Annotated in this window: 20 protein-coding genes; 10 read left to right on the top strand and 10 right to left on the bottom strand. The window is 53.8% G+C overall.

Features of this window, described 5'->3' with window-relative positions; all coding sequences use genetic code 11:
• Window positions 1–99: 99 nt before the first annotated feature.
• Both V8L73_RS16970 and aspA read right to left on the bottom strand, forming a co-directional pair.
• Window positions 100–1,401, bottom strand: coding sequence for an anaerobic C4-dicarboxylate transporter (locus V8L73_RS16970; RefSeq protein ID WP_027275485.1), 1,302 nt, complete (start codon window positions 1,399–1,401; stop codon window positions 100–102).
• Between the two features lie 248 nt (window positions 1,402–1,649).
• Window positions 1,650–3,074 carry an aspartate ammonia-lyase gene (gene aspA, locus V8L73_RS16965; RefSeq protein WP_027275486.1) on the bottom strand — a complete coding sequence of 475 codons (1,425 nt, stop codon included), beginning with the start codon at window positions 3,072–3,074 and terminating at the stop codon, window positions 1,650–1,652.
• 405 nt (window positions 3,075–3,479) lie between these two features.
• Here aspA and V8L73_RS16960 point away from each other — a divergent pair, with 405 nt between their 5' ends.
• From V8L73_RS16960 to groL, 3 genes are all read left to right on the top strand, one after another.
• A complete protein-coding gene (locus V8L73_RS16960) occupies window positions 3,480–3,965 on the top strand; it encodes an FxsA family protein (RefSeq protein WP_027275487.1) in 486 nt (161 codons plus the stop codon).
• 181 nt (window positions 3,966–4,146) lie between these two features.
• Window positions 4,147–4,440, top strand: coding sequence for a co-chaperone GroES (locus tag V8L73_RS16955; RefSeq protein WP_027275488.1), 294 nt, complete (start codon window positions 4,147–4,149; stop codon window positions 4,438–4,440).
• Between the two features lie 52 nt (window positions 4,441–4,492).
• Window positions 4,493–6,139: a chaperonin GroEL gene (gene groL / locus V8L73_RS16950; RefSeq protein ID WP_027275489.1), complete on the top strand. Its 1,647-nt coding sequence runs from the start codon at window positions 4,493–4,495 to the stop codon at window positions 6,137–6,139.
• Between the two features lie 122 nt (window positions 6,140–6,261).
• On the opposite strand, the gene V8L73_RS16945 is transcribed toward groL, so the two are convergent.
• The 3 genes from V8L73_RS16945 to V8L73_RS16935 all read right to left on the bottom strand — a co-directional run bounded on the left by V8L73_RS16945 (window position 6,262) and on the right by V8L73_RS16935 (window position 9,657).
• Complete coding sequence (locus tag V8L73_RS16945; RefSeq protein ID WP_347253537.1) at window positions 6,262–7,629, bottom strand: MFS transporter; 1,368 nt, start codon at window positions 7,627–7,629, stop codon at window positions 6,262–6,264.
• A gap of 148 nt (window positions 7,630–7,777) precedes the next feature.
• Window positions 7,778–8,824: an L-idonate 5-dehydrogenase gene (idnD, locus tag V8L73_RS16940; protein ID WP_347253536.1), complete on the bottom strand. Its 1,047-nt coding sequence runs from the start codon at window positions 8,822–8,824 to the stop codon at window positions 7,778–7,780.
• Between the two features lie 59 nt (window positions 8,825–8,883).
• Window positions 8,884–9,657, bottom strand: coding sequence for an SDR family oxidoreductase (locus V8L73_RS16935; RefSeq protein WP_027275492.1), 774 nt, complete (start codon window positions 9,655–9,657; stop codon window positions 8,884–8,886).
• Between the two features lie 177 nt (window positions 9,658–9,834).
• Between V8L73_RS16935 and V8L73_RS16930 the strand changes: the two genes are divergently transcribed.
• Together V8L73_RS16930 and V8L73_RS16925 are read left to right on the top strand one after the other, a co-directional pair.
• Entirely contained in the window at window positions 9,835–10,539 is a 705-nt protein-coding gene (locus V8L73_RS16930; RefSeq protein WP_261832799.1) for a FadR/GntR family transcriptional regulator, read from the top strand.
• Between the two features lie 206 nt (window positions 10,540–10,745).
• Window positions 10,746–11,993: an enolase C-terminal domain-like protein gene (locus V8L73_RS16925; RefSeq protein WP_027275494.1), complete on the top strand. Its 1,248-nt coding sequence runs from the start codon at window positions 10,746–10,748 to the stop codon at window positions 11,991–11,993.
• Window positions 11,994–12,041: 48 nt separating this feature from the next.
• Here the strand turns inward: V8L73_RS16925 and fliB are convergent, their stop codons facing one another.
• Window positions 12,042–13,253 (bottom strand): flagellin lysine-N-methylase, encoded by a 1,212-nt coding sequence (gene fliB, locus V8L73_RS16920; protein WP_347253535.1) that lies wholly within the window; start codon window positions 13,251–13,253, stop codon window positions 12,042–12,044.
• 196 nt (window positions 13,254–13,449) lie between these two features.
• Window positions 13,450–14,475, bottom strand: a complete 1,026-nt coding sequence (epmB, locus tag V8L73_RS16915) for an EF-P beta-lysylation protein EpmB (protein ID WP_261832797.1) — start codon at window positions 14,473–14,475, stop codon at window positions 13,450–13,452.
• A 42-nt stretch (window positions 14,476–14,517) separates the two neighbouring features.
• Here epmB and efp point away from each other — a divergent pair, with 42 nt between their 5' ends.
• The 3 genes from efp (at window position 14,518) to V8L73_RS16900 (ending at window position 15,702) form a co-directional block, all read left to right on the top strand.
• Window positions 14,518–15,084 carry an elongation factor P gene (gene efp / locus V8L73_RS16910; protein ID WP_027275497.1) on the top strand — a complete coding sequence of 189 codons (567 nt, stop codon included), beginning with the start codon at window positions 14,518–14,520 and terminating at the stop codon, window positions 15,082–15,084.
• A gap of 75 nt (window positions 15,085–15,159) precedes the next feature.
• Window positions 15,160–15,291 (top strand): entericidin A/B family lipoprotein, encoded by a 132-nt coding sequence (locus tag V8L73_RS16905; RefSeq protein ID WP_071783409.1) that lies wholly within the window; start codon window positions 15,160–15,162, stop codon window positions 15,289–15,291.
• 57 nt (window positions 15,292–15,348) lie between these two features.
• Window positions 15,349–15,702, top strand: coding sequence for a DMT family protein (locus V8L73_RS16900; protein WP_027275498.1), 354 nt, complete (start codon window positions 15,349–15,351; stop codon window positions 15,700–15,702).
• 28 nt (window positions 15,703–15,730) lie between these two features.
• Here V8L73_RS16900 and V8L73_RS16895 read toward each other — a convergent pair whose 3' ends face one another.
• Window positions 15,731–16,984, bottom strand: coding sequence for an MFS transporter (locus tag V8L73_RS16895; RefSeq protein ID WP_347253534.1), 1,254 nt, complete (start codon window positions 16,982–16,984; stop codon window positions 15,731–15,733).
• A gap of 38 nt (window positions 16,985–17,022) precedes the next feature.
• The gene (locus V8L73_RS16890; protein ID WP_051155794.1) at window positions 17,023–17,442 is read right to left on the bottom strand and encodes a MarR family winged helix-turn-helix transcriptional regulator; all 420 of its coding nucleotides are present in this window, start codon (window positions 17,440–17,442) and stop codon (window positions 17,023–17,025) included.
• A 225-nt stretch (window positions 17,443–17,667) separates the two neighbouring features.
• Between V8L73_RS16890 and sugE the strand changes: the two genes are divergently transcribed.
• Window positions 17,668–17,982: a quaternary ammonium compound efflux SMR transporter SugE gene (gene sugE / locus V8L73_RS16885; RefSeq protein ID WP_027275501.1), complete on the top strand. Its 315-nt coding sequence runs from the start codon at window positions 17,668–17,670 to the stop codon at window positions 17,980–17,982.
• A gap of 41 nt (window positions 17,983–18,023) precedes the next feature.
• Here the strand turns inward: sugE and V8L73_RS16880 are convergent, their stop codons facing one another.
• Window positions 18,024–18,704, bottom strand: coding sequence for a TetR/AcrR family transcriptional regulator (locus V8L73_RS16880; RefSeq protein ID WP_027275502.1), 681 nt, complete (start codon window positions 18,702–18,704; stop codon window positions 18,024–18,026).
• Window positions 18,705–18,980: 276 nt separating this feature from the next.
• Here V8L73_RS16880 and V8L73_RS16875 point away from each other — a divergent pair, with 276 nt between their 5' ends.
• Window positions 18,981–19,754: a cyclase family protein gene (locus V8L73_RS16875; RefSeq protein ID WP_027275503.1), complete on the top strand. Its 774-nt coding sequence runs from the start codon at window positions 18,981–18,983 to the stop codon at window positions 19,752–19,754.
• Window positions 19,755–19,767 lie beyond the last annotated feature (13 nt).

The raw sequence follows: 19,767 nt of genomic DNA, 5'->3' as shown, positions 1-19,767 counted from the left end.
CGGCAGAACGGGGGATTGTCAGTAAACGTAGGGAGAGAGTGGAAAGAAAACTGGGGGCGCATATAGCGCCCCCAGTGGGTTCCCAGAGACTTTTATTGATTACAGCACCATATTACCCACGATGAAGCCAAACAGTACCGACAGGCCGATGGCCACTACGCCGGGGATCAGGAAGGAGTGGTTGAACACGAACTTCCCGATGCGGGTTGAGCCGGTGTCGTCCATCTGTACGGCGGCCAGCAGGGTGGGGTAGGTTGGCAGCACGAACAGCGCCGATACCGCAGCGAAGGACGCTACAACGCCAACCGGCGATACGCCCAGCGCCAGCGCGGCGGGCAGCAGGGCTTTCGCCGTCGCGGCCTGAGAGTACAGGAGCGTTGCGGCGAAGAACAGAATGATAGCCAGCATCCAGGCGTGCTCTTGCAGCAGGCCGCCAGAGAACTCTTTGATCTCGTTGATGTGAGCCTGTACGAAAGTATCGCCTAACCACGCAACGCCCAGTACGCAGACGCAGGCGCTCATACCGGATTTGAACGTCGCGGCGTTCAGGATCTGGTTAGTGTCGATTTTACAGAAGATGCAGATAGCGGTAGCGATGGTCAGCATGAACGTCACAATAGCGTGGTCGCGACCAAGGAGCGGATCCTTAATCAACCCAACGGTGCTGCTGATGGCGGTGGCGTAGCCCATAACGGCGACGATGCCGATTAAGAACAGTACGACCGACAGCTTGGCGCCCGGCTTAATGACGATGTCGGCAACCTTGGCGTCGCTGACCAGGCCCTTGGCGAGGCGATCTTTGTACACCGGATCGTCCTTCAGCTCGCTGCCGAGGAAGTTGCTGACGATGGCGGTCAGCATCACGGCCACAAAGGTGGTTGGGATACAAATGCCCAGCAGGGTGAGGTAGCTAACGCCCACCGGCTCCAGAATGCCCGCGGTGAAGACTACGGCGGCGGAAATTGGAGACGCCGTAATCGCGATTTGCGACGCCACAACGGCGATAGACAGCGGACGAGAAGGACGAATGCCCTGACCCTTGGCCACTTCGGCGATAACCGGCATGGTGGAGAACGCGGTGTGGCCGGTACCCGCGAACAGCGTCATGACATAGGTGACGACCGGGGCTAAGAACGTAATGTATTTGGGGTGTTTGCGCAGCAGCTTGGCCGCCAGGCTAACCAGATAGTCCATACCGCCGGCCACCTGCATGGCGGCAATCGCTGCGATAACGGACATGATGATTTGAATAACGTCGAAAGGAATGTTGCCGGGTTTGATTTGACAAAACAGCGTCAGCACCAGCACGCCAAGGCCACCTGCGTAGCCTATCGCAATACCACCCAAGCGGGAGCCCAGATATATCGCGAGCAGAACGATCACAAATTGCACTGCTAACATATTATTATTTCCTTGATTTAAGCGTGTTAAAAAAATGGGATAACACAAAATAAAGGGCTGACAGAAGCCAGCGGATAGTAAAAAGGCATGTTTTCAGTGCGATAACATGCCTTTTGTCTCCTATACCCGTGGTTGTTAACGTTGTCGCGTTTTTTGCCGTTTCGGCCGCCCAGGTCAAGCCTGGGCTTTACACCGTTGCCGCAGGCGGCAACTCAACATCTACAGGTTTGGTCTTATAGACCTTATGACTAGTCGTCGTAGCGCTTAGCCTTGTACTCAGGGTGCATCAGGTTCTTCACGGAGAAGATGTCGTCCAGCTGGGCTTCAGTCAGCAGGCCGCGCTCCAGAACAACTTCGCGCACGCTCTTACCGGTTTCGGCACAAATCTTACCGACGATGTCACCGTTGTGGTGGCCAATGAACGGGTTCAGATAGGTAACGATACCGATTGAGTTGAAGACAAACGCTTCACAGACTTCTTTGTTAGCGGTAATGCCGTCAACGCACTTCTCAACCAGGTTATGGCAGGCGTTAGACAGGATGCTGATAGACTCGAACATGGCTTGGCCGATAACGGGTTCCATTACGTTCAACTGCAGCTGGCCGGCTTCCGCCGCCATGGTGACGCAGGTGTCGTTACCGATGACTTTGAAGCAAACCTGGTTAACGACTTCAGGAACAACCGGGTTAACTTTAGCCGGCATGATGGAAGAACCGGCCTGCAGTTCAGGCAGGTTGATTTCGTTTAAGCCAGCGCGCGGGCCGGAGGACAGCAAACGAAGGTCGTTACAGATCTTGGACATCTTAACGGCCAGGCGCTTGAGCGCGCCGTGAACCATAACGTAAGCGCCGCAGTCAGAGGTCGCTTCGATCAGGTCTTCAGCCAGAACGCAGGCAAAGCCGGTGACTTCAGCCAGTTTTTTCACTGCCAGAGGAGAGTACTCTTTCGGCGTGTTCAGGCCGGTACCGATAGCGGTAGCGCCAAGGTTAACTTCCAGCAGCAGCTCAGCGGTGCGGTGGATGTTCTTCACTTCTTCTTTCAGCAGTACGCTAAACGCGTGGAATTCTTGACCCAGAGTCATCGGAACGGCGTCTTGCAGCTGAGTACGGCCCATTTTCAGGACTTCTTTAAACTCTTCCGCTTTGCGGTCGAAACCGGCGCGCAGCACTTCGATGGAGTCAACCAGCTTCATCAGAGAAGCGTAAACGGCGATGCGGAAACCGGTCGGGTAGGCGTCGTTGGTTGACTGGCACTTGTTGACGTGGTCGTTCGGATTCAGGTATTGATATTCGCCTTTTTGGTGGCCCATCAGCTCCAGGCCGATATTGGCGATAACTTCGTTGGTGTTCATGTTGACGGATGTACCGGCGCCGCCTTGGTAAACGTCAACCGGGAACTGATCCATGCACTTGCCGTTTTTCAGAACTTCATCACAGGCTTGAATGATTGTGTCAGCGATTGCGCGAGGAATCGTTTTTAACTCCTTGTTCGCCATTGCCGCTGCTTTTTTCACCATTACCATGCCGCGAACAAACTCAGGAACGTCGCTGATTTTGCTGTTGCTGATATAAAAGTTTTCGATAGCACGCAGAGTGTGAACGCCGTAGTATGCTTCGGCAGGAACTTCGCGTGTGCCTAACAGGTCTTCTTCAATACGGATATTATTTGACATGTAAACCTTCTTTTTATACCAAGATGAATAAACAGTGAAAAACAAGCTACTAAAAAGACTTCTATCACAAAAGCGTTGTAGCTTTCGATGCCGAAGATCATAAGCTCCTTTTCACCAAAAGTATGAACCTAGATCAGATAATTGACATCATAAGAAATTTAAATGGCATAAACGTGATTTAAATCACACTAAATAGGTAGTTGGTGTTTTTGTCGTCATATGAGGATTTTAAAGATAACGTCACTGTATGATTGCCTTTATGGCAGGATATTAAACTAGAATATCGTTTTTTAATGATGAGTTAATAAAGGGTCTATGTGATGTTAAACGTTTGCCTACTTTCGGTAGGAAACCTTTAACATAACTACATAAAACATAATGATTTTATTGCATTAAGGAGCTCTCGTGCGTTGGTTTCCGCTTATTTTATTGTTCTTGCTGGTCTATATAGAGATTACGCTATTTATTAAAGTTTCCGATGTATTTGGCGTTGCGCTAACGTTAATACTGATTATCGCCACCTCATGCCTGGGCGTTTCTATGGTGCGTCAGCAGGGGCTTCGTACGCTAATTCAAATGCAAACCAAGCTGGCGCAGGGGGAAAATCCTGCGGCGGAAATGGTTAAAAGCGTTTCTTTATTTATTGCCGGCTTTCTTCTGCTTATCCCCGGCTTTTTTACCGACTTTCTCGGCCTGTTGCTGCTGCTGCCGCCGGTGCAAAAGCTGCTTACGCTGCGAATGATGCCCTATATTCACGTTTTTCGTCCGCCTTCCGGCTTTTCTGCCGGCGACGCCGGCGCAGGGTCTCAGGGCGGCTATACCGTAGAAGGCGAGTTTGAGCGGAAAAACGACGATAGCGATCGGCGTATTGACGACAAGAACGACAAATAGTCTGCTATGTTTGCGCGCAATTTGCCGCTAAACCGCGATATATCGCGCAGGCGTAAATTTTTTTTCATTTTCCCCCTTGAAGCCTTCGGTTCTGCCCCCATTATGAAATCCACAAGGCGGATAAAACGATTATCCGCTTAACCCTAAACCTGGTAAGGACTTTCTCAAAGGAGAGCTATCAATGAAAATTCGTCCATTACACGACCGCGTGATCGTCAAGCGTAAAGATGTAGAAACCAAATCAGCTGGCGGCATCGTATTGACCGGTTCCGCAGCGGGAAAATCTACTCGCGGTGAAGTACTGGCGGTCGGCAACGGTCGTATTTTAGAAAACGGCGAAGTAAAAGCCCTGGACGTAAAAGTCGGCGATATCGTTATTTTTAACGATGGTTACGGTGTTAAATCAGAAAAGATCGATAACGACGAAGTGCTGATCATGTCCGAGAGCGACATCCTGGCGATTGTTGAAGCGTAATTTAGAACGCTCTTTTTTTTGAACTGAATTAAAAGTTAAGGGATACCTAAAGATGGCAGCTAAAGACGTAAAATTTGGTAATGACGCTCGCACCAAGATGCTGCGCGGCGTGAATGTTCTGGCAGACGCGGTAAAAGTAACTCTGGGCCCGAAAGGCCGTAACGTAGTGTTGGATAAGTCTTTTGGCGCTCCGACCATTACGAAGGACGGCGTGTCCGTCGCCCGCGAAATCGAGCTGGACGACAAGTTTGAAAACATGGGCGCGCAGATGGTGAAGGAAGTTGCTTCCAAAGCCAACGACGCGGCCGGTGACGGTACGACAACCGCAACCGTGCTGGCTCAGTCCATCATCACCGAAGGACTGAAAGCCGTTGCCGCCGGTATGAACCCGATGGATCTGAAGCGCGGTATCGACAAAGCCGTAGTGGCAGCCGTGGAAGAGCTGAAAAAGCTGTCCGTTCCGTGCTCTGACTCCAAGGCGATTGCTCAGGTCGGCACCATTTCCGCTAACTCCGACGCGACCGTAGGCGCACTGATCGCTGAAGCGATGGAGAAAGTAGGTAAAGAAGGCGTTATCACCGTTGAAGAAGGCACCGGCCTGGAAGACGAGCTGGACGTGGTAGAAGGCATGCAGTTCGATCGCGGCTACCTGTCACCTTACTTCATCAACAAGCCTGAAACCGGCGCCGTTGAGCTGGAAAGCCCGTTCATCCTGCTGGTAGACAAGAAGATCTCCAACATCCGCGAAATGCTGCCGGTGCTGGAAGCCGTTGCTAAAGCCGGCAAGCCTCTGGCTATCGTTGCTGAAGACGTTGAAGGCGAAGCGCTGGCTACGCTGGTGGTTAACACCATGCGCGGCATCGTTAAGGTTGCGGCCGTTAAGGCGCCGGGCTTCGGCGATCGTCGTAAGGCCATGCTGCAAGACATCGCTACTCTGACCGGCGGTACCGTAATTTCTGAAGAAATCGGTCTGGAGCTGGAAAAAGCGACTCTGGAAGATCTGGGTCAGGCCAAGCGTGTGGTTATCAATAAAGACACCACCACTATCATCGACGGCGTAGGTGAAGAAGACGCAATCAAAGGCCGCGTGGCTCAGATTCGTCAGCAAATCGAAGAAGCAACGTCTGATTACGATCGCGAAAAACTGCAAGAGCGCGTGGCCAAACTGGCCGGCGGCGTTGCCGTACTGAAAGTGGGTGCTGCGACCGAGATCGAAATGAAAGAGAAGAAAGCCCGCGTAGAAGACGCCCTGCAGGCGACTCGCGCAGCGGTTGAAGAAGGCGTTGTTGCCGGCGGCGGCGTTGCGCTGATTCGCGTAGCGGCCAAGATCACCGGCGTGAAGGGTGATAACGAAGATCAAAACGTGGGCGTTCGCGTAGCGCTGCGCGCGATGGAAGCGCCTCTGCGTCAAATCGTAGCTAACGCCGGTGAAGAGCCGTCCGTTGTTGCTAACAACGTGAAGGCGGGCGAAGGCAGCTACGGCTATAACGCTGCAACCGAGCAGTACGGCGATATGATCGAAATGGGCATCCTGGACCCGACCAAGGTTACCCGTTCTGCGCTGCAGTACGCGGCTTCTATCGCTGGCCTGATGATCACTACCGAGTGCATGGTTACCGACCTGCCGAAAGGCGACGCACCTGATTTAGGCGCTGCTGGCGGTATGGGCGGCATGGGTGGAATGGGCGGCATGATGTAATGTAGCGAAAGCTGCATAAATGCCGACGGCTTCTTGCATCATCGCGGGAGCCGCATCCAAAAAATAAAACGGGCAGGATAATCATCCTGCCCGTTTTTTTGTGCTCCGATGAAAGGCTGTCGCTACGAAGCGCGGCTTAGGCTTAGCGCTTCACAGTCCGTTGCGTCCCTTAAGTCCTGCAGATCGCGATCGCCGACTTCCGGCATAAGCAGCGCCGATATTAGGCCGATGCAGGAGTAAACGATAATCATGATGACGATCGGGTACCAGCTTCCCGTCATCTGACAGAAAATACCCGCCAGCAGCGGCCCTAGGCCGGTAGCAAACAGGCCGCCGATCTCTTTGGAGATAGCCATCTGGGCAAAGCGATTCCTAGCGCCGAACATCTCCGCCATCGTAATGCCTTCAATCGCGGCCTGCCCCAGTACGGCGACGTTGTGAATTAAGATCAGACACAGCGTAATAGTGCCGACCGACTGCGCGCCGTCAACGACAACGGACAGCATGGGGTAAGCCAGAATGATGGAACCCAGCGTCAGTATAATGTAGGGGATCCGTCGCCCAAACCTGTCGGATAACCAGCCGGTGAGAGGGATAGTGATGAAACCGATGATTGAGCTTAGCATCATGGCATCGGTCGGAATGGCCTTATTAAACAGCAGCGTCTGTACCAGATAGCCGGCAAGGAAGGTCTGGATAATGCCCGAGTTGCCTGCCTGACCGAAGCGTAGGCCCGTTGCAATCCAGAACGATTTCCCTTTCAGCATCTGTAGAACCGGAGTGCTTTCCTGCTTTACCGCCGACGGCGCATTTTCACCGTGAACGCCTTCAAACACCGGGCTTTCTTTCAGGTTCATACGCAGCCAGATGGCGAAACCCATGACGATAAAGCTGGCCAGGAAGGGAATGCGCCAGGCCCAGGAAACGATGTCCTCGTTGCTGAAGGCGAAAAACATAAATGCCCAGATAGCCGTTGCGCTCAGCGTACCGCAGTTGGTGCCCATGGCGACCAGCGACGCGATAATGCCCTTTCTACCCTCAGGGGCATACTCGGCCAGCATGGTACTGGCGCCGGAGATTTCTGCACCTGCGCCCAGCCCTTGAATGATGCGCAGCACGACCAGCAGTATCGGCGCCAGAATACCGACCTGTTGATAGGTGGGGAGCGCCCCAATGAGCGTCGTACAAACCCCCATCAGGGCGATAGTGATAAACAGCACTTTTTTCCTTCCTACCCTATCGCCCATCTTGCCGAAGATAACGGCCCCGACGATGCGGGCGACGTAACCTGCGCCGTAGGTGCCCATCGCCAGTATCAGCGCCATTGCGCCGGACTGCTCGGGGAAAAACACCTCGTGAAAGACCAATGCGGCGCCGAGGGAATAAAGCTGAAAGTCCATAAATTCCAGCGTGGTGCCTAGCCATCCCGAGACGGAGGCCCGGATCAGGTCGGAAGCGCTTCTTTCATTTTTATTTGAAGATTGACTCATGTTTCCACCATCACATTAGCGAATTTTAGCGTCACGAAACCTGCTCCTTATCCGTGACGATAAAGATTGTTAAAGTTAACCGTATGATTGGCCTGATGAATGTGTTATTCACATCCATCAGGCTTCGTTACGAATGGCCTGCTATGAATTAAAAGGTGACCAGCACTTTTGAAGAGACGTTTTTATCGCTGGCCTTAATCAGCGCTTCTTCAATCTGGTGATAGTCGTACTCTGCAGAGATGATTGGGCGAGGATCGATAATGCCCTTTTCCAGCCACGCAACCGCGGTAGCGAACTCGTTGATGAAGCGGAACGAGCCTTTCCACGAAAGCTCTTTTGCCAGCATTTGAGCCACCGGGAACTGAACGGGGCTTGCGCCCATGCCGATTTGCACAATAACGCCGTTAGGGCGGGTTGCGAAAACGGCGGATTCAACGGCGGCCTGTGCGCCGCTGGCCTCAAAAACCACGTCAAAATAGCCGCGATCCCGATAATAGCGCTCGGTTGATTCGGCATCACGCGGGTCGAAGCTTCCGTCAGCGCCCATTTCCAGCGCAATGCTTCTGCACCTTTCGCTGAGGTCCGAGGCGATAACCTCGGCTGCGCCCGCCGCTTTTGCCGCCGCCATCGTCAACGCGCCGATAGGGCCGGCGCCGATAACCAGCACGCGCTTACCCACAATGCTGCCCGCGACGTTAACCGCATGGATGGCGACAGAGGTCGGTTCGGCGAACGCCATTATCCGCGCCGCGACGCTCTCATCGTAAGGGTGGCACTGGGCCTGAGAGACGCTAACGTACTGGGCGAACCCGCCGCCAACGTGCGGGTTAAACTGAGCGCTGCCCATAAACCGCATATTGGGACACTCGTTTTGTTTGCCTTCGAGGCAAAAGGCGCAGTGGTTACAGGGCTGGGACGGATTGACGGCGACCTTTTGGCCGACTTTGAGAGGCGATCCCTCTGGCGCCTGGTGGATCCGGCCAACAAATTCGTGGCCGATCGTCATAGGGTGCTTAATGACCGACAGGCCCGCGCGACCTTCGTAATAGTAGTGAATGTCGGAGCCGCAGATGCCGCCGCACTCGACTTTGACGACGGTATCCTGCGGTGAGTAGGTGAGCGACTGCGGTTCGACTTTGACCGCCTTCTGGCCATGCATCATGCAGGCTTCGAACGTCAGGGTTTTTATTTCCATCTTGATATAACTCTCTTAACGTAAGCCGGGTTAACTGGAGATAGTCGGGAATGAGAGCGTTAAAGCACCGCCAGCCAGCCGCCGTCCACGTAAATTACCTGCCCATTGATATAGTCGGAGGCGCGCGATGATAAAAATACGGCGGTGCCGATAAGCTCTTCGGTCTTTCCCCAGCGCTTGGCCGGGTTGCTGTTTTTCACCCAGGCGTCAAACTCGACGTCTTTAATCAGCGCTTCGTTCATGTCTGTCAGGATATAGCCGGGGCCGATGGCGTTGGCCTGAATGTTGTGCTGTCCCCACTCGGCGGACATCGCACGGGTCAGCATCTTGATACCGCCCTTGGCCGCAGTGTAGGGCGCTACGGTCGGGCGGGCCTGCTCGCTGGTCAGTGAACAGATGTTAATGAACTTCCCGCCGGTGCCGCGCGCAATCATTCTTTTGGCCGCCTCGCGGGACACCAGAAACGAACCGGTAAGATGGATGTCTACCACCTTTTGCCAGTCTTTTAGCGCAAGCTCCACCATCGGCTGGCGGTGTTGAATGCCGGCGTTGTTGATAACGATATCTACCTGTACGCCGTCGCGGTCGAAGGCGTTAAAGGCGTCGACGATCTGCTCTTCTTTTGACACATCCAGTACGCAGCCTCGCGCTTGGTAGCCCTGACCGCGCAGCTGTGAAACGGCTTCATTGAGGGTGTCTTCCCTGATGTCGCTGAGGATAATCGACGCGCCGGCAGAGGCCAGGCCTTGCGCATAAGCGAAGCCGAGCCCTCGCGCCGAACCGGTAATCAGGGCCGTTTTACCTTTTAAATTAAAGAGATTAAGAGCATCCATTGTGTATTACCTTTGCTTTGACTGTCGTAAATAAAACCAATTTCACGTGGTAATGTTGTATTACATCAACTTGTCATACAACACATAACTGGCAACAGTAATACCTTCTTGATATACTTCCAACAATATCGAATCTTCCTTTTTGTGATCTTGCTTGCAATAAATCTATGAGGCGCTATGGATAACGACGACGTAATAACGCGCAATAACATTGCCGAAGCGGTCTATCAGAAAATGCAGAAAAAAATTCTCGACGGCGAGTGGCCTAAAGGAGAGAAGCTGCCGTCAGAGTTTGAGCTTAGCGAGATGTTTAACGTTAGCAGAACCAGTATCCGCAGCGCGGTGCAAAAGCTCAGGAATCTGGGACTGATTTATACCAAGCACGGGAAGGGCTCCTTCGTTTCCAGCGAGTTCGACAGCTTTGAAATGCTTTATCAAAACCGGCCTATCCTGCACCTGACCAAGAAAGAGTTTATGGATATGATGTTTTTCCGCCAAAGCGTTGAATTCAAATGCATCGAACTGGCGGTAGAGAACGCTACGCCGGAAGATATCCTCGCTATTGAGGACGCGCTTAACCGCATGCTGGTGAGTAAAAACGACTATAAAAAGTACTCGCAGGCGGATTTGGATTTTCACATGGCGATTATTCATGCCGCCCACAACAAGGTGTTCTCCCATACCATCAAATACATTAAGGACATGTATTACTTCTATCTTGAAGAGCTGAACCGGGTGCTCGGCATTACGCTGGAAAGCATCGACGCACACATCAAGATTTTTATGGCCATCAAGAACCACGATGTTGAAACGGCGAAGCAGTGCCTGGACAAGGCAATGGCGGAAAACGTCGTGATGATCAACAGCCTGGAAAACATCTAAGTTAACCCTACCTTCCCCTGACGCCGGGCGATTTGAGCCCGGTCGGCGCTTTTCCTGCTTACCGTTTCTACTTATCTTTATTTTTAAAGCCGCTTGATTTTGCCATTTTCCTCTGGTAGTAATACCTCATTGATATATGATGTCATACAACATAATTGTATTCAGCATAACGCGAAGGTGTTTAATCTCAATTTCAGGAGTCATTAATGGTTACAGTTACAAACGTCAAAACGATCCTGACGGCGCCGGGGGGAATCGATCTGGTGGTCGTTAAGGTGGAAACCAATCAGGATGGCCTATACGGGCTCGGCTGCGCCACGTTTACGCAGCGGATCTTTGCGGTAAAGGCGGCTATTGATGACTACATTCGCCCATTTTTGATAGGAAAAGACGCCGAGCGCATTGAGGATATCTGGCAGTCCGCGGTCGTCAGTGGCTATTGGCGCAACGGGCCGGTGATGAACAACGCCGTTTCCGCCATCGATATGGCGCTTTGGGACATCAAAGGTAAGATGGCTAACATGCCGGTTTACCAGCTGTTGGGCGGAAAGTGCCGGGACGGCATCCCGCTCTACCGCCACTGCGATGGCGCCGATGCGGTTGAAGCGGAAGACAATATTTTGGCCGCGATGGAAGAGGGCTATCAGTACGTTCGCTGCCAAATGGGCATGTACGGCGGAGCCGGTACCGACGACCTGAAGCTGATTGCAACTCAGCTCAACCGGGCGAAGGACATTCGGCCCAAGCGCTCCCCTCGCTCCCGCACGCCTGGGATATACTTCGATCCGGACGCTTACGCCAGAAGCATTCCGCAGTTTTTTGACCACCTGAGAAATAAAATTGGTTTTGACGTGGAGTTTATCCACGACGTGCATGAGCGCGTACAGCCGGTGGCCGCGCTGCAAATGGCCAAGTCGCTGGAACCCTATCGCCTGTTTTACCTTGAGGATCCGGTGGCGCCGGAGCAGGTTGATTTCCTTAACGTCATGCGCAGCCAAACGTCAACGCCCATCGCCATTGGCGAACTGTTTGTCCACGTGGCGGAGTATAAGCGCCTGATTACGGAGCACCTGATAGACTTTATTCGCTGCCACATCAGCATGATAGGCGGCATTACGCCGGCGAAAAAGCTGGCGACGCTGGCAGAGTTCCACGGCGTGCGCACCGCCTGGCACGGGCCGGGGGATATTTCTCCGGTTGGCGTAGCGGCCAATATGCACATCGATTTAAGCATTACAAATCTGGGGGTTCAGGAATACACGCCGATGAACGATGCGCTGAGGGAAGTTTTCCCCGGCTGCCCTGAGATTGATAACGGCTATGCCTACCTGAATGATGCGCCGGGACTAGGAATCGATATCGATGAAGAGAAGGCGAAGAAATACCCGGTGGAGGGCGGCTTGCCGTCGTGGACCAATGCTCGCCTGCCTGACGGTACGGCCGCCAGACCGTAAGACAAAGTAGGGCGTAAGGCGCGTTGGACTCGTTTTGACGCGCACGTTCTACCAGTGGTTCAACAGCGTATAAATCCTTTCCGGGTGATACAGCCCCGACGCCTTGAGGCTGTCAGCCGACTGCCGATAGGCATCCGAGTACTGGCGGCGCCAGCGGTGATAGATGTTTACGATGTCTATCATCCTGGCCTTTTTCGTTCTTACGTGAGTGATAGACCAATAGGCAATCAGATTGCGAATGACAAAGCAGTCGGTAACTAGCTGATAGTAGCACTCGTAAGTGGACATCCTAGGATGATAAGGAAACCCGTCGTGATACAGGCGATAGAACAGATAGTTGGTGAACACGTGCGGATAGTCTTTAAATATGGGCAACACGCTGCGCTGCCAGGCATCTTCCAGCATTGACATCTTTTCAGGGCCGCTTTCCGGCGTCTGTTGGGTTATGTCCCGATAGATGCTTTCCCAGAAGCTGGCCATCGACGGCGTTGTTTCCGAGTTCGCAAGCTGCGCCACGCGCGCGCCGATTTCAGCAAACAGCTTCCAGCGCGCCCCCCGATCGTAGACGACGTTTTGCATTTGACGCTGGATTTCATCAAGGCTAAACGCGGCCGCTCGTTCGTTCAGTTCTTCTTTTATTTGTGCGGCGCACCTGCGATCGCCATAGCGTTCAGCCGGGATGGACAGCATTAGCCGGCCTATCGCGTACAGCCTTTCCGCAGGCGACATTTCCGGGCGCAGCGCCTGTGACATACAGGCCGCGTTGACGGCCTGATAGACGTTATTGAGAGGCGACTGGCTGTGGCTTGCGATCTGCTTTTGAGACTCCATCCAGATTGACGTCTGGTTCATCAGGATCTGGCCGCAGGCCTCCGGGCATTCAATGGCCAGACTTTTGCGGACTTCATTCTGCCAGCGCACGTTGACGTAGGGATAGTCCAGGCAAAAGGGCGGACGCGTGTGCAGATCGGCGCGGTCGCCGATGCGACAATAGGTGCAAGAACGCGATTTATCAAAAAACGGGCAGTAGTTGTCGCCGTTGAGCGCAATGGTGCTCCAGTTGTCAACGTCGACTTTTTCTACCTGAATGTTTTGTTGGGCGATGTTGCGTATCGTGACGTCGGGGCTTTTGAGATAGGAACGCGTACTGGTTTTATCTAACGGGATCGCCTTTCCTATACAGCAAGTACATAAACAGCCACCACCGTTGCACTGAAAACGCCTTACGTATTCAGGTTCATAAATCGTGATAATGTTCATAGTGATCTTTGGCTGCGTTTTCCCGTCGCGCTCTCTTTTTTGAAACGCGTTTATTAATCATTAAACTAACAAATCATCGTCATAAAAGGCAAACGAGTTTCATGGCTAACGGTGTGCTTTTGGTTTAGCTTATGAAAACAAATAAGATATTCTCTCGATGCCTATTCCCCTATTAACACGCTTTAAGTTAGGCTGCTCACGACATGATATCGAGATTTAGGGGCACCTTGCTGGGCATACCGCCGACTTCGCGGGTTAATCTTGGAACCAGATATCCCGACGTGCTTGCCAGCATCTGTTCCATAATTCGCTTAGCCTGCGCATCGTCCACCATAAAGTGGGCTGCACCCTGTACTTTATCCAATACGTGAAGGTAGTAAGGGATTATTCCCGCGTTGAATAGCGCAAGGCTCAAATTTACCAAAATGTCAGCACTGTCGTTTACATTCTTCAGCAACACGCTTTGATTTAGCAAGGTTACACCCGCCTGTTTGAGTTTGCCCATGCTTTTTATTACCGGCTCATCGATTTCATTGGCGTGGTTAACGTGGCTGACCAAAACAATCTGAAGGCGCGAACGGGAAAAGCGTTCGCAGAGCGCGTCGGTGACTCGGGCTGGGATGACCACCGGCAGGCGCGAATGGATACGCAGCCTTTTTATGTGCGCGATGGATTCGACTTCGCCAAGCAGCCAGTCCAGCTCTTTGTCTTTCGCCATCAGCGGATCGCCGCCGGAGAAAATCAGCTCGTCCAGCTCGTCGTGACGACGAACGTAATCGAGCGCCTGGCTCCAGGAGGCCTTGTTGCCCGGGTTATCGTGATAGGGAAAGTGGCGGCGAAAGCAGTAGCGGCAGTTGACCGCGCAGCTTCCCTTTACCAGCAGCAGAGCGCGATTGCGATACTTGTGTAGCAGCCCAGGGGCTGCGGGAGCCTGCTCCTCCAGCGGATCGTTGCTATATCCCGGCGTTAGGGTAAACTCGTCGGGCAGACCGATAACCTGCAGCAATAGGGGATCGCGGGCATCGCCTTTTTTTATTCTGGCGGCAAACGCGCGGGGAACGCGCAGCGGAAACAGCCGCCGCGCCGCCATGCCGGCGCGAAGTTCGGGGTTATCCGTTAACGATAAAAGGCGCAATAATTCTTCGGGATCGGTAATAACGTCCGATAACTGCTGTAACCATTCTTCTCTATCCGCGGTGTTTTGGGTTACAATGTGCGCCATTTTTTGCTGTACTACCTAAATTAATTAAGAAAGAGGACCATCATGGCGTCTTATTCTAGCAACGATTTCCGTCCGGGTCTTAAAATCATGTTGGACGGAGAACCCTGCGCCGTTATTGAAAGTGAATTCGTTAAGCCCGGCAAGGGCCAGGCTTTTGCCCGCGTACGTCTGCGCAAGCTGATTTCCGGCAAGCTGCTTGAAAAAACCTTCAAATCCACCGACAGCGCAGAAGGCGCAGACGTGATGGATATGAACCTCACCTATCTGTACACCGACGGTGAGTTCTGGCACTTCATGAACAACGATACTTTCGAACAGCTGGCTGCCGATGCTAAAGCCGTAGGCGACAACGCCAAGTGGCTGGTTGAGCAGGCAGAGTGTATTCTTACACTGTGGAACGGCGCGCCTATCGCCGTAACGCCGCCGAACTTCGTTGAGCTTGAAATCGTTGAAACCGATCCGGGCCTGAAGGGCGATACTGCCGGTACCGGCGGCAAGCCTGCGACGCTGACTACCGGCGCCGTGGTGAAAGTGCCGCTATTCGTTCAGATCGGCGAAGTTATCAAGGTTGATACGCGCTCCGGCGAATACGTTTCTCGCGTAAAGTAATTGCCGTAAGCTAAAACAGGGCCGTTGTGATGCGGCCCTGTTTGTACTTAGAGGTTGTAACTAAAAGGAGGTCATATGCTGAATTTCACCGGTAAAATTCTGTTGGTTTTAGCTTTGACGGCGGCGCTCGGCGGCTGTAATACCGTACGCGGCTTTGGCGAAGACGTTCAACACGTGGGCGGCGCTATCCAGCGCGGGGCAAGCTAACTCGGCGCTAGCCGATTTTTCTCATTATCAAGTTTCTGTTATCAAGGGATAGCAGTCATGTCATCTCTGTTCATTACTATCGGCCTTTTAACGCTGAGCAACGTCTTTATGACTTTTGCCTGGTACGGCCATCTTAAGTATTTCCACAGTAAAACCTGGGTCGTCGCGGCGTTAATAAGCTGGGGCATCGCGCTGTTTGAGTACCTGATTCAGGTGCCGGCCAACCGCATCGGCTATGAAGTGGCGAGCGCAGGCCAGCTTAAGATCATTCAGGAGGTCATCAGCCTGTCGGTCTTTATCCCTTTCTCCATGTACATTCTGAAAGAACCCTTCCGGACCGACTACATCTGGGCCGGCCTGTGCCTTTTGGGTGCGGTGTTCTTTATGTTTCGCCATAAGATTATGGGGTAAGCGGGCGTTGCCGCCCGCCTTCATGATGTTAGGCTTCTGATGCCCTAATCGGCACCGCCACGCTCTTCTCCTTAATCGGCAGGTTGACCAGCGCCGCCAGCAGCGCCAGCGCGATGTCGGCGTACCAGACCCACAGCAGGTTTCCTTCATACTGCATCGCAACGCCCCCTAACCATGCGCCGAAGAATGCGCCGATTTGGTGGGTAAACAGCGTAAAGCCAAACAGCGTCGCCAGGTAGCGGGTGCCGAACAGCTTGCCGACGATGCCTGCCGTCGGCGGCACGGTGGCAAGCCAGGTGAAGCCGATAGAGCAGGCGAAGATGTAGAACGTCAGCTCGGTTTTAGGCGACATCAGATAGACGGCGATCATCAGCGCGCGAGAGCCGTAGAGCACCGTCAGGATGTACTTCATCGGGAAGCGTTTGCCCAAAATGCCTGCAAAGATGCTGCCCGCAATGTTGCAAAGCCCAATAAGAGAAAGGCTGATAGCCGAAACCGACGCTTCGTGTCCGCACAGGCTGACTTCTCCCGGCAGGTGGGTGGTGAGAAACGCAACGTGGAAGCCGCAGGTGAAAAAGCCCGCGTGCAGTAATAAATAGCTCGGATTACGGAACGCCTCGCCGATTTGCTTTTTGAGCCCCATGGATTCAGCCGGGCTTTGCGCATGAGCGGGTGCTCGATGAACGCGGCTTTTGTCGTCCTTACACAAAAACCAGGAGGGAACGATGGTCGCCAGCGCCGCAGTGGCCAGAAATATCAGCCCGGAAGCCACTCCGCGCAGGCTGATAAGGGCCTGAAGCACCGGCGCGAAGACGAACTGGCCGATGGAGCCGCCCGCGTTGATTAACCCGCTGGCGACCGATCCCTTATCGGTGGGCAGGCGGCTCGCCACCACGCCGATAAGCACCGAAAAGCTCCCCGCCGCCGCGCCCGCCGGGCTTAGAAGCCCCTGCGCCAGCGAGAGGGGAAGAAACGAAGACGCCCACAGCGTGCCGATTTGGCCCAGCGCGATAAGCACTGCGCCGACGACCAGAACGGAAAACGCCCCCTTCTTGTCCGCCCAGGCGCCGAACAGCGGCTGGAAGGCGCCCCACATCAGCTGGCCTATCGCCAGCGCCATGCTGACTTCGGCGATGCTCATCGCCGTGTTTTCCATGATCGGATGGACGAACAGCCCGACGGTTTGCCGGATGCCCATCGTCACCATCAGGATGACGCTGGCCAGAGCGATGGGTAGCCACAGGCCGGGCGTCCGGCGCTCGGCGTTGTTATGATTGTCCACGGAGTGTTCCTTTATGTTGTGGGGGAGTAGGGGTATCGCTAGAGGTCGTTAGCAGTGTCAAAAAAGTGAATCAGGCGCTCATAGTCGTCGCTGAGCCGGTCTTTCAGCTCGTCTTGCACCTGCTGCCACAGAGGGATGGCCTTTTGCAGCACGCTTTCACCTTCCTGCGTCAGGCGCATTTTGCGCTTTCGGCTTTTGGCTTCGGAGACGTCGACAATCAGGTCCGCTTCCAGCAGCGGCTTGAGGGTGCGCACCAGCGTGCTTTTTTCAAGCTTAAGCTTCTGCGCCAGCTCCCCCGTACCGCATTCGCCGAGGCGAGCGATGTTTATCAACAGCGCATACTGATTGACGCTAACGCCGCTGGGCGAGAGGGCCTTATCATAATAGTCGGTCATCCTCTGGGCCGCGCGTCGGGCGCGAGTACACAGGCAGGGTTCTGTCGGCAGCGGCGTTTGCATGGGGAGCTCGTCATTCAAAATGGTGTATGTACATCATTTAAGATGAGGAACGGGAAGTCGTCAATCTATTTTTTTGGCAAAAATCGCGTCGATTCGGCTACAATAGAGTCAGCGTGCGGCGCGTGACGTTATCGTGCAACGCTTATTTCTTTGGCCCATCGGGACGACCCGGCGGGCGTCATCACTCAGGGGACGACCCCAACGTAAGTTAAGGGGAGTACCCACATGGCCTGGATTATTCTGTTAATTGCCGGTTTGCTCGAAGTGGTATGGGCGATTGGTCTTAAATACAGTCACGGATTTACTCGATTAACGCCGAGCGTCATTACGCTGGTGGCGATGGCCGCAAGCTTTTTGCTGCTGGCCAACGCCATGAAAACCCTGCCGATGGGCACGGCTTATGCGGTATGGACCGGCATTGGCGCCGTTGGCGCGGCGGTCACCGGCATCGTGCTGATGGGGGAATCGGCGAGCGCCGTGCGGATAATCAGCCTGTGCCTGATTATTTGCGGCATCATCGGGCTGAAGTTTAGTTCATAATCAAATCGGCTGGCGGCCCTTGAGCGATCGAGGGCCGCTTTTCATTCACACATAGTTAATGATTTCAGCACGTCCAAACTGCCGTTCAGATCCTGCTTTTTGTTGTCCGCCAGCTTTTCCAGCCCGGCGATGATAAACGCCAGCAGGTATTCGCAGGCCTCTTCTTTATTTTCCGTCGTGCAAAGCCCGCCCGACAGCCCGCCGATGCGGTCGACTTCGGAGAACGTATTGCACATCACGCCGACCATAAAGTCGAACCCCCACTGAACGCTCGCCTCGTCGGCGTTGGGCATCGAGCGGCGCATCTCCTGCTGAAACGCTCTGGCGCCGCCGTCAAACTGCTCCTGAAGCAGTGTCAGGTTGTAGCCGAGCAGCGTTGATACGATGCGGGCGTAGCTGCGCCAGCCGTCACCGCCGTTCAGGTGCCAGAACAGGTAGGGCATCACGAAGGCGTGGACGATTTTTTCAAGGGGCAGAGGATTGCCGTCGTTCTGTTGACGAAAGTAGTCCAACAGCTGCAGGCGAGACTGGCTAAGCTGGCCGATGCGGCGCTTGATGACCGCGTCGAACAGCGACTCTTTGGTGCCAAAGTGGTAGTGTGCCAGCGCCAGCTTCACGTCGGCCTTTTGCGTGATTTGCCGAATAGAGACGGCGTCATAGCTGCTTTGGGCAAAAAGCTCTTCTGCGGCGTTCAGGATTTTTTCGGATGTCGATATCTGCATGTTCGTACCGTTAGGGCTACCGTCAAAGCGCCGTTTCTTAATTCCATTAAAGCGGCATTATAAGTCGCTCGGGTAAAAATGCGTTAAGTTTTGTGCCGCTGTCGCCTAAATAGGCCGAAAATCCACACAATTAATTAGCATCTTACAAACTCTTTATTTACTTATCCCGCCATTTTTCGATCTCGTTCACGATCCTGATAAATCAATTTGGACGACTGTCTAAACTATTGTAGGTTGGACGTACGACCAAATATAAAAGCAACAGTGAGAACCAACATGAAAATCATCGATCTGAGCGTAACGATTGAAGACCAAACCCCTTGCGACCCGCCGTCCATGCCGACCCGCATTGACTACTGGGGGCACGACAAGGGGGCGGAACACATGCGCCAGTTTTTCCCGACGGCGACCGAGAAGGATTTACCCGGCGGGCTGGGCTGGTCGATTGAGTATATCCAACTGACTACCCATAGCGGCACCCATCTGGACGCGCCGTGGCACTATCACCCGACCATGAATCAGGGCGAACCGGCCCGTACTATCGACCACATTCCCCTTGAATGGTGCTTCTCGGACGGCGTTAAGCTCGACTTCTCCGAGGTTCCTGGTGAAGGCGGCAAGATTACCGTTGAGCTGCTGGAGGCGGAATTGGCTCGCATCGGCTATACGTTAAAGCCGCTAGACATCGTCGTCATTTACACCGGCGCTATGAAGCAGTGGGGCACCGCCGCTTACACCAGCGCGGGCTGCGGCATGACTCGCGAAGCGACGCTCTACCTGCTGGAGCGCGGCATAAAGGTCGTCGGCACCGACGCCTGGAGCTGGGATCGCCCGCTGTCGCTGATTGCCGAAGAATTTGAAGAAACCGGCGATTCCTCCCTGATTTGGGAAGGACACTTCGCCGGCATTGAGCGCGAGTACTACCACATGGAGAAGATGAACAATCTGGATAAGCTACCGCCGTTTGGCTTCAAGATTGCCTGCTTCCCCATCAAAATTAAGGCCGCCAGCGCCGGATGGTGCAGGCCGGTCGCCATGTTCGACCTCTGACGGGAGACGACGC

The organism is Leminorella grimontii (assembly GCF_039789245.1).
In the GTDB taxonomy this organism is placed as follows: domain Bacteria; phylum Pseudomonadota; class Gammaproteobacteria; order Enterobacterales; family Enterobacteriaceae; genus Leminorella; species Leminorella grimontii.
The sequence above is the reverse complement of the archived record's forward strand: the minus strand, read 5'-3'. Positions and strand labels throughout refer to the sequence as shown.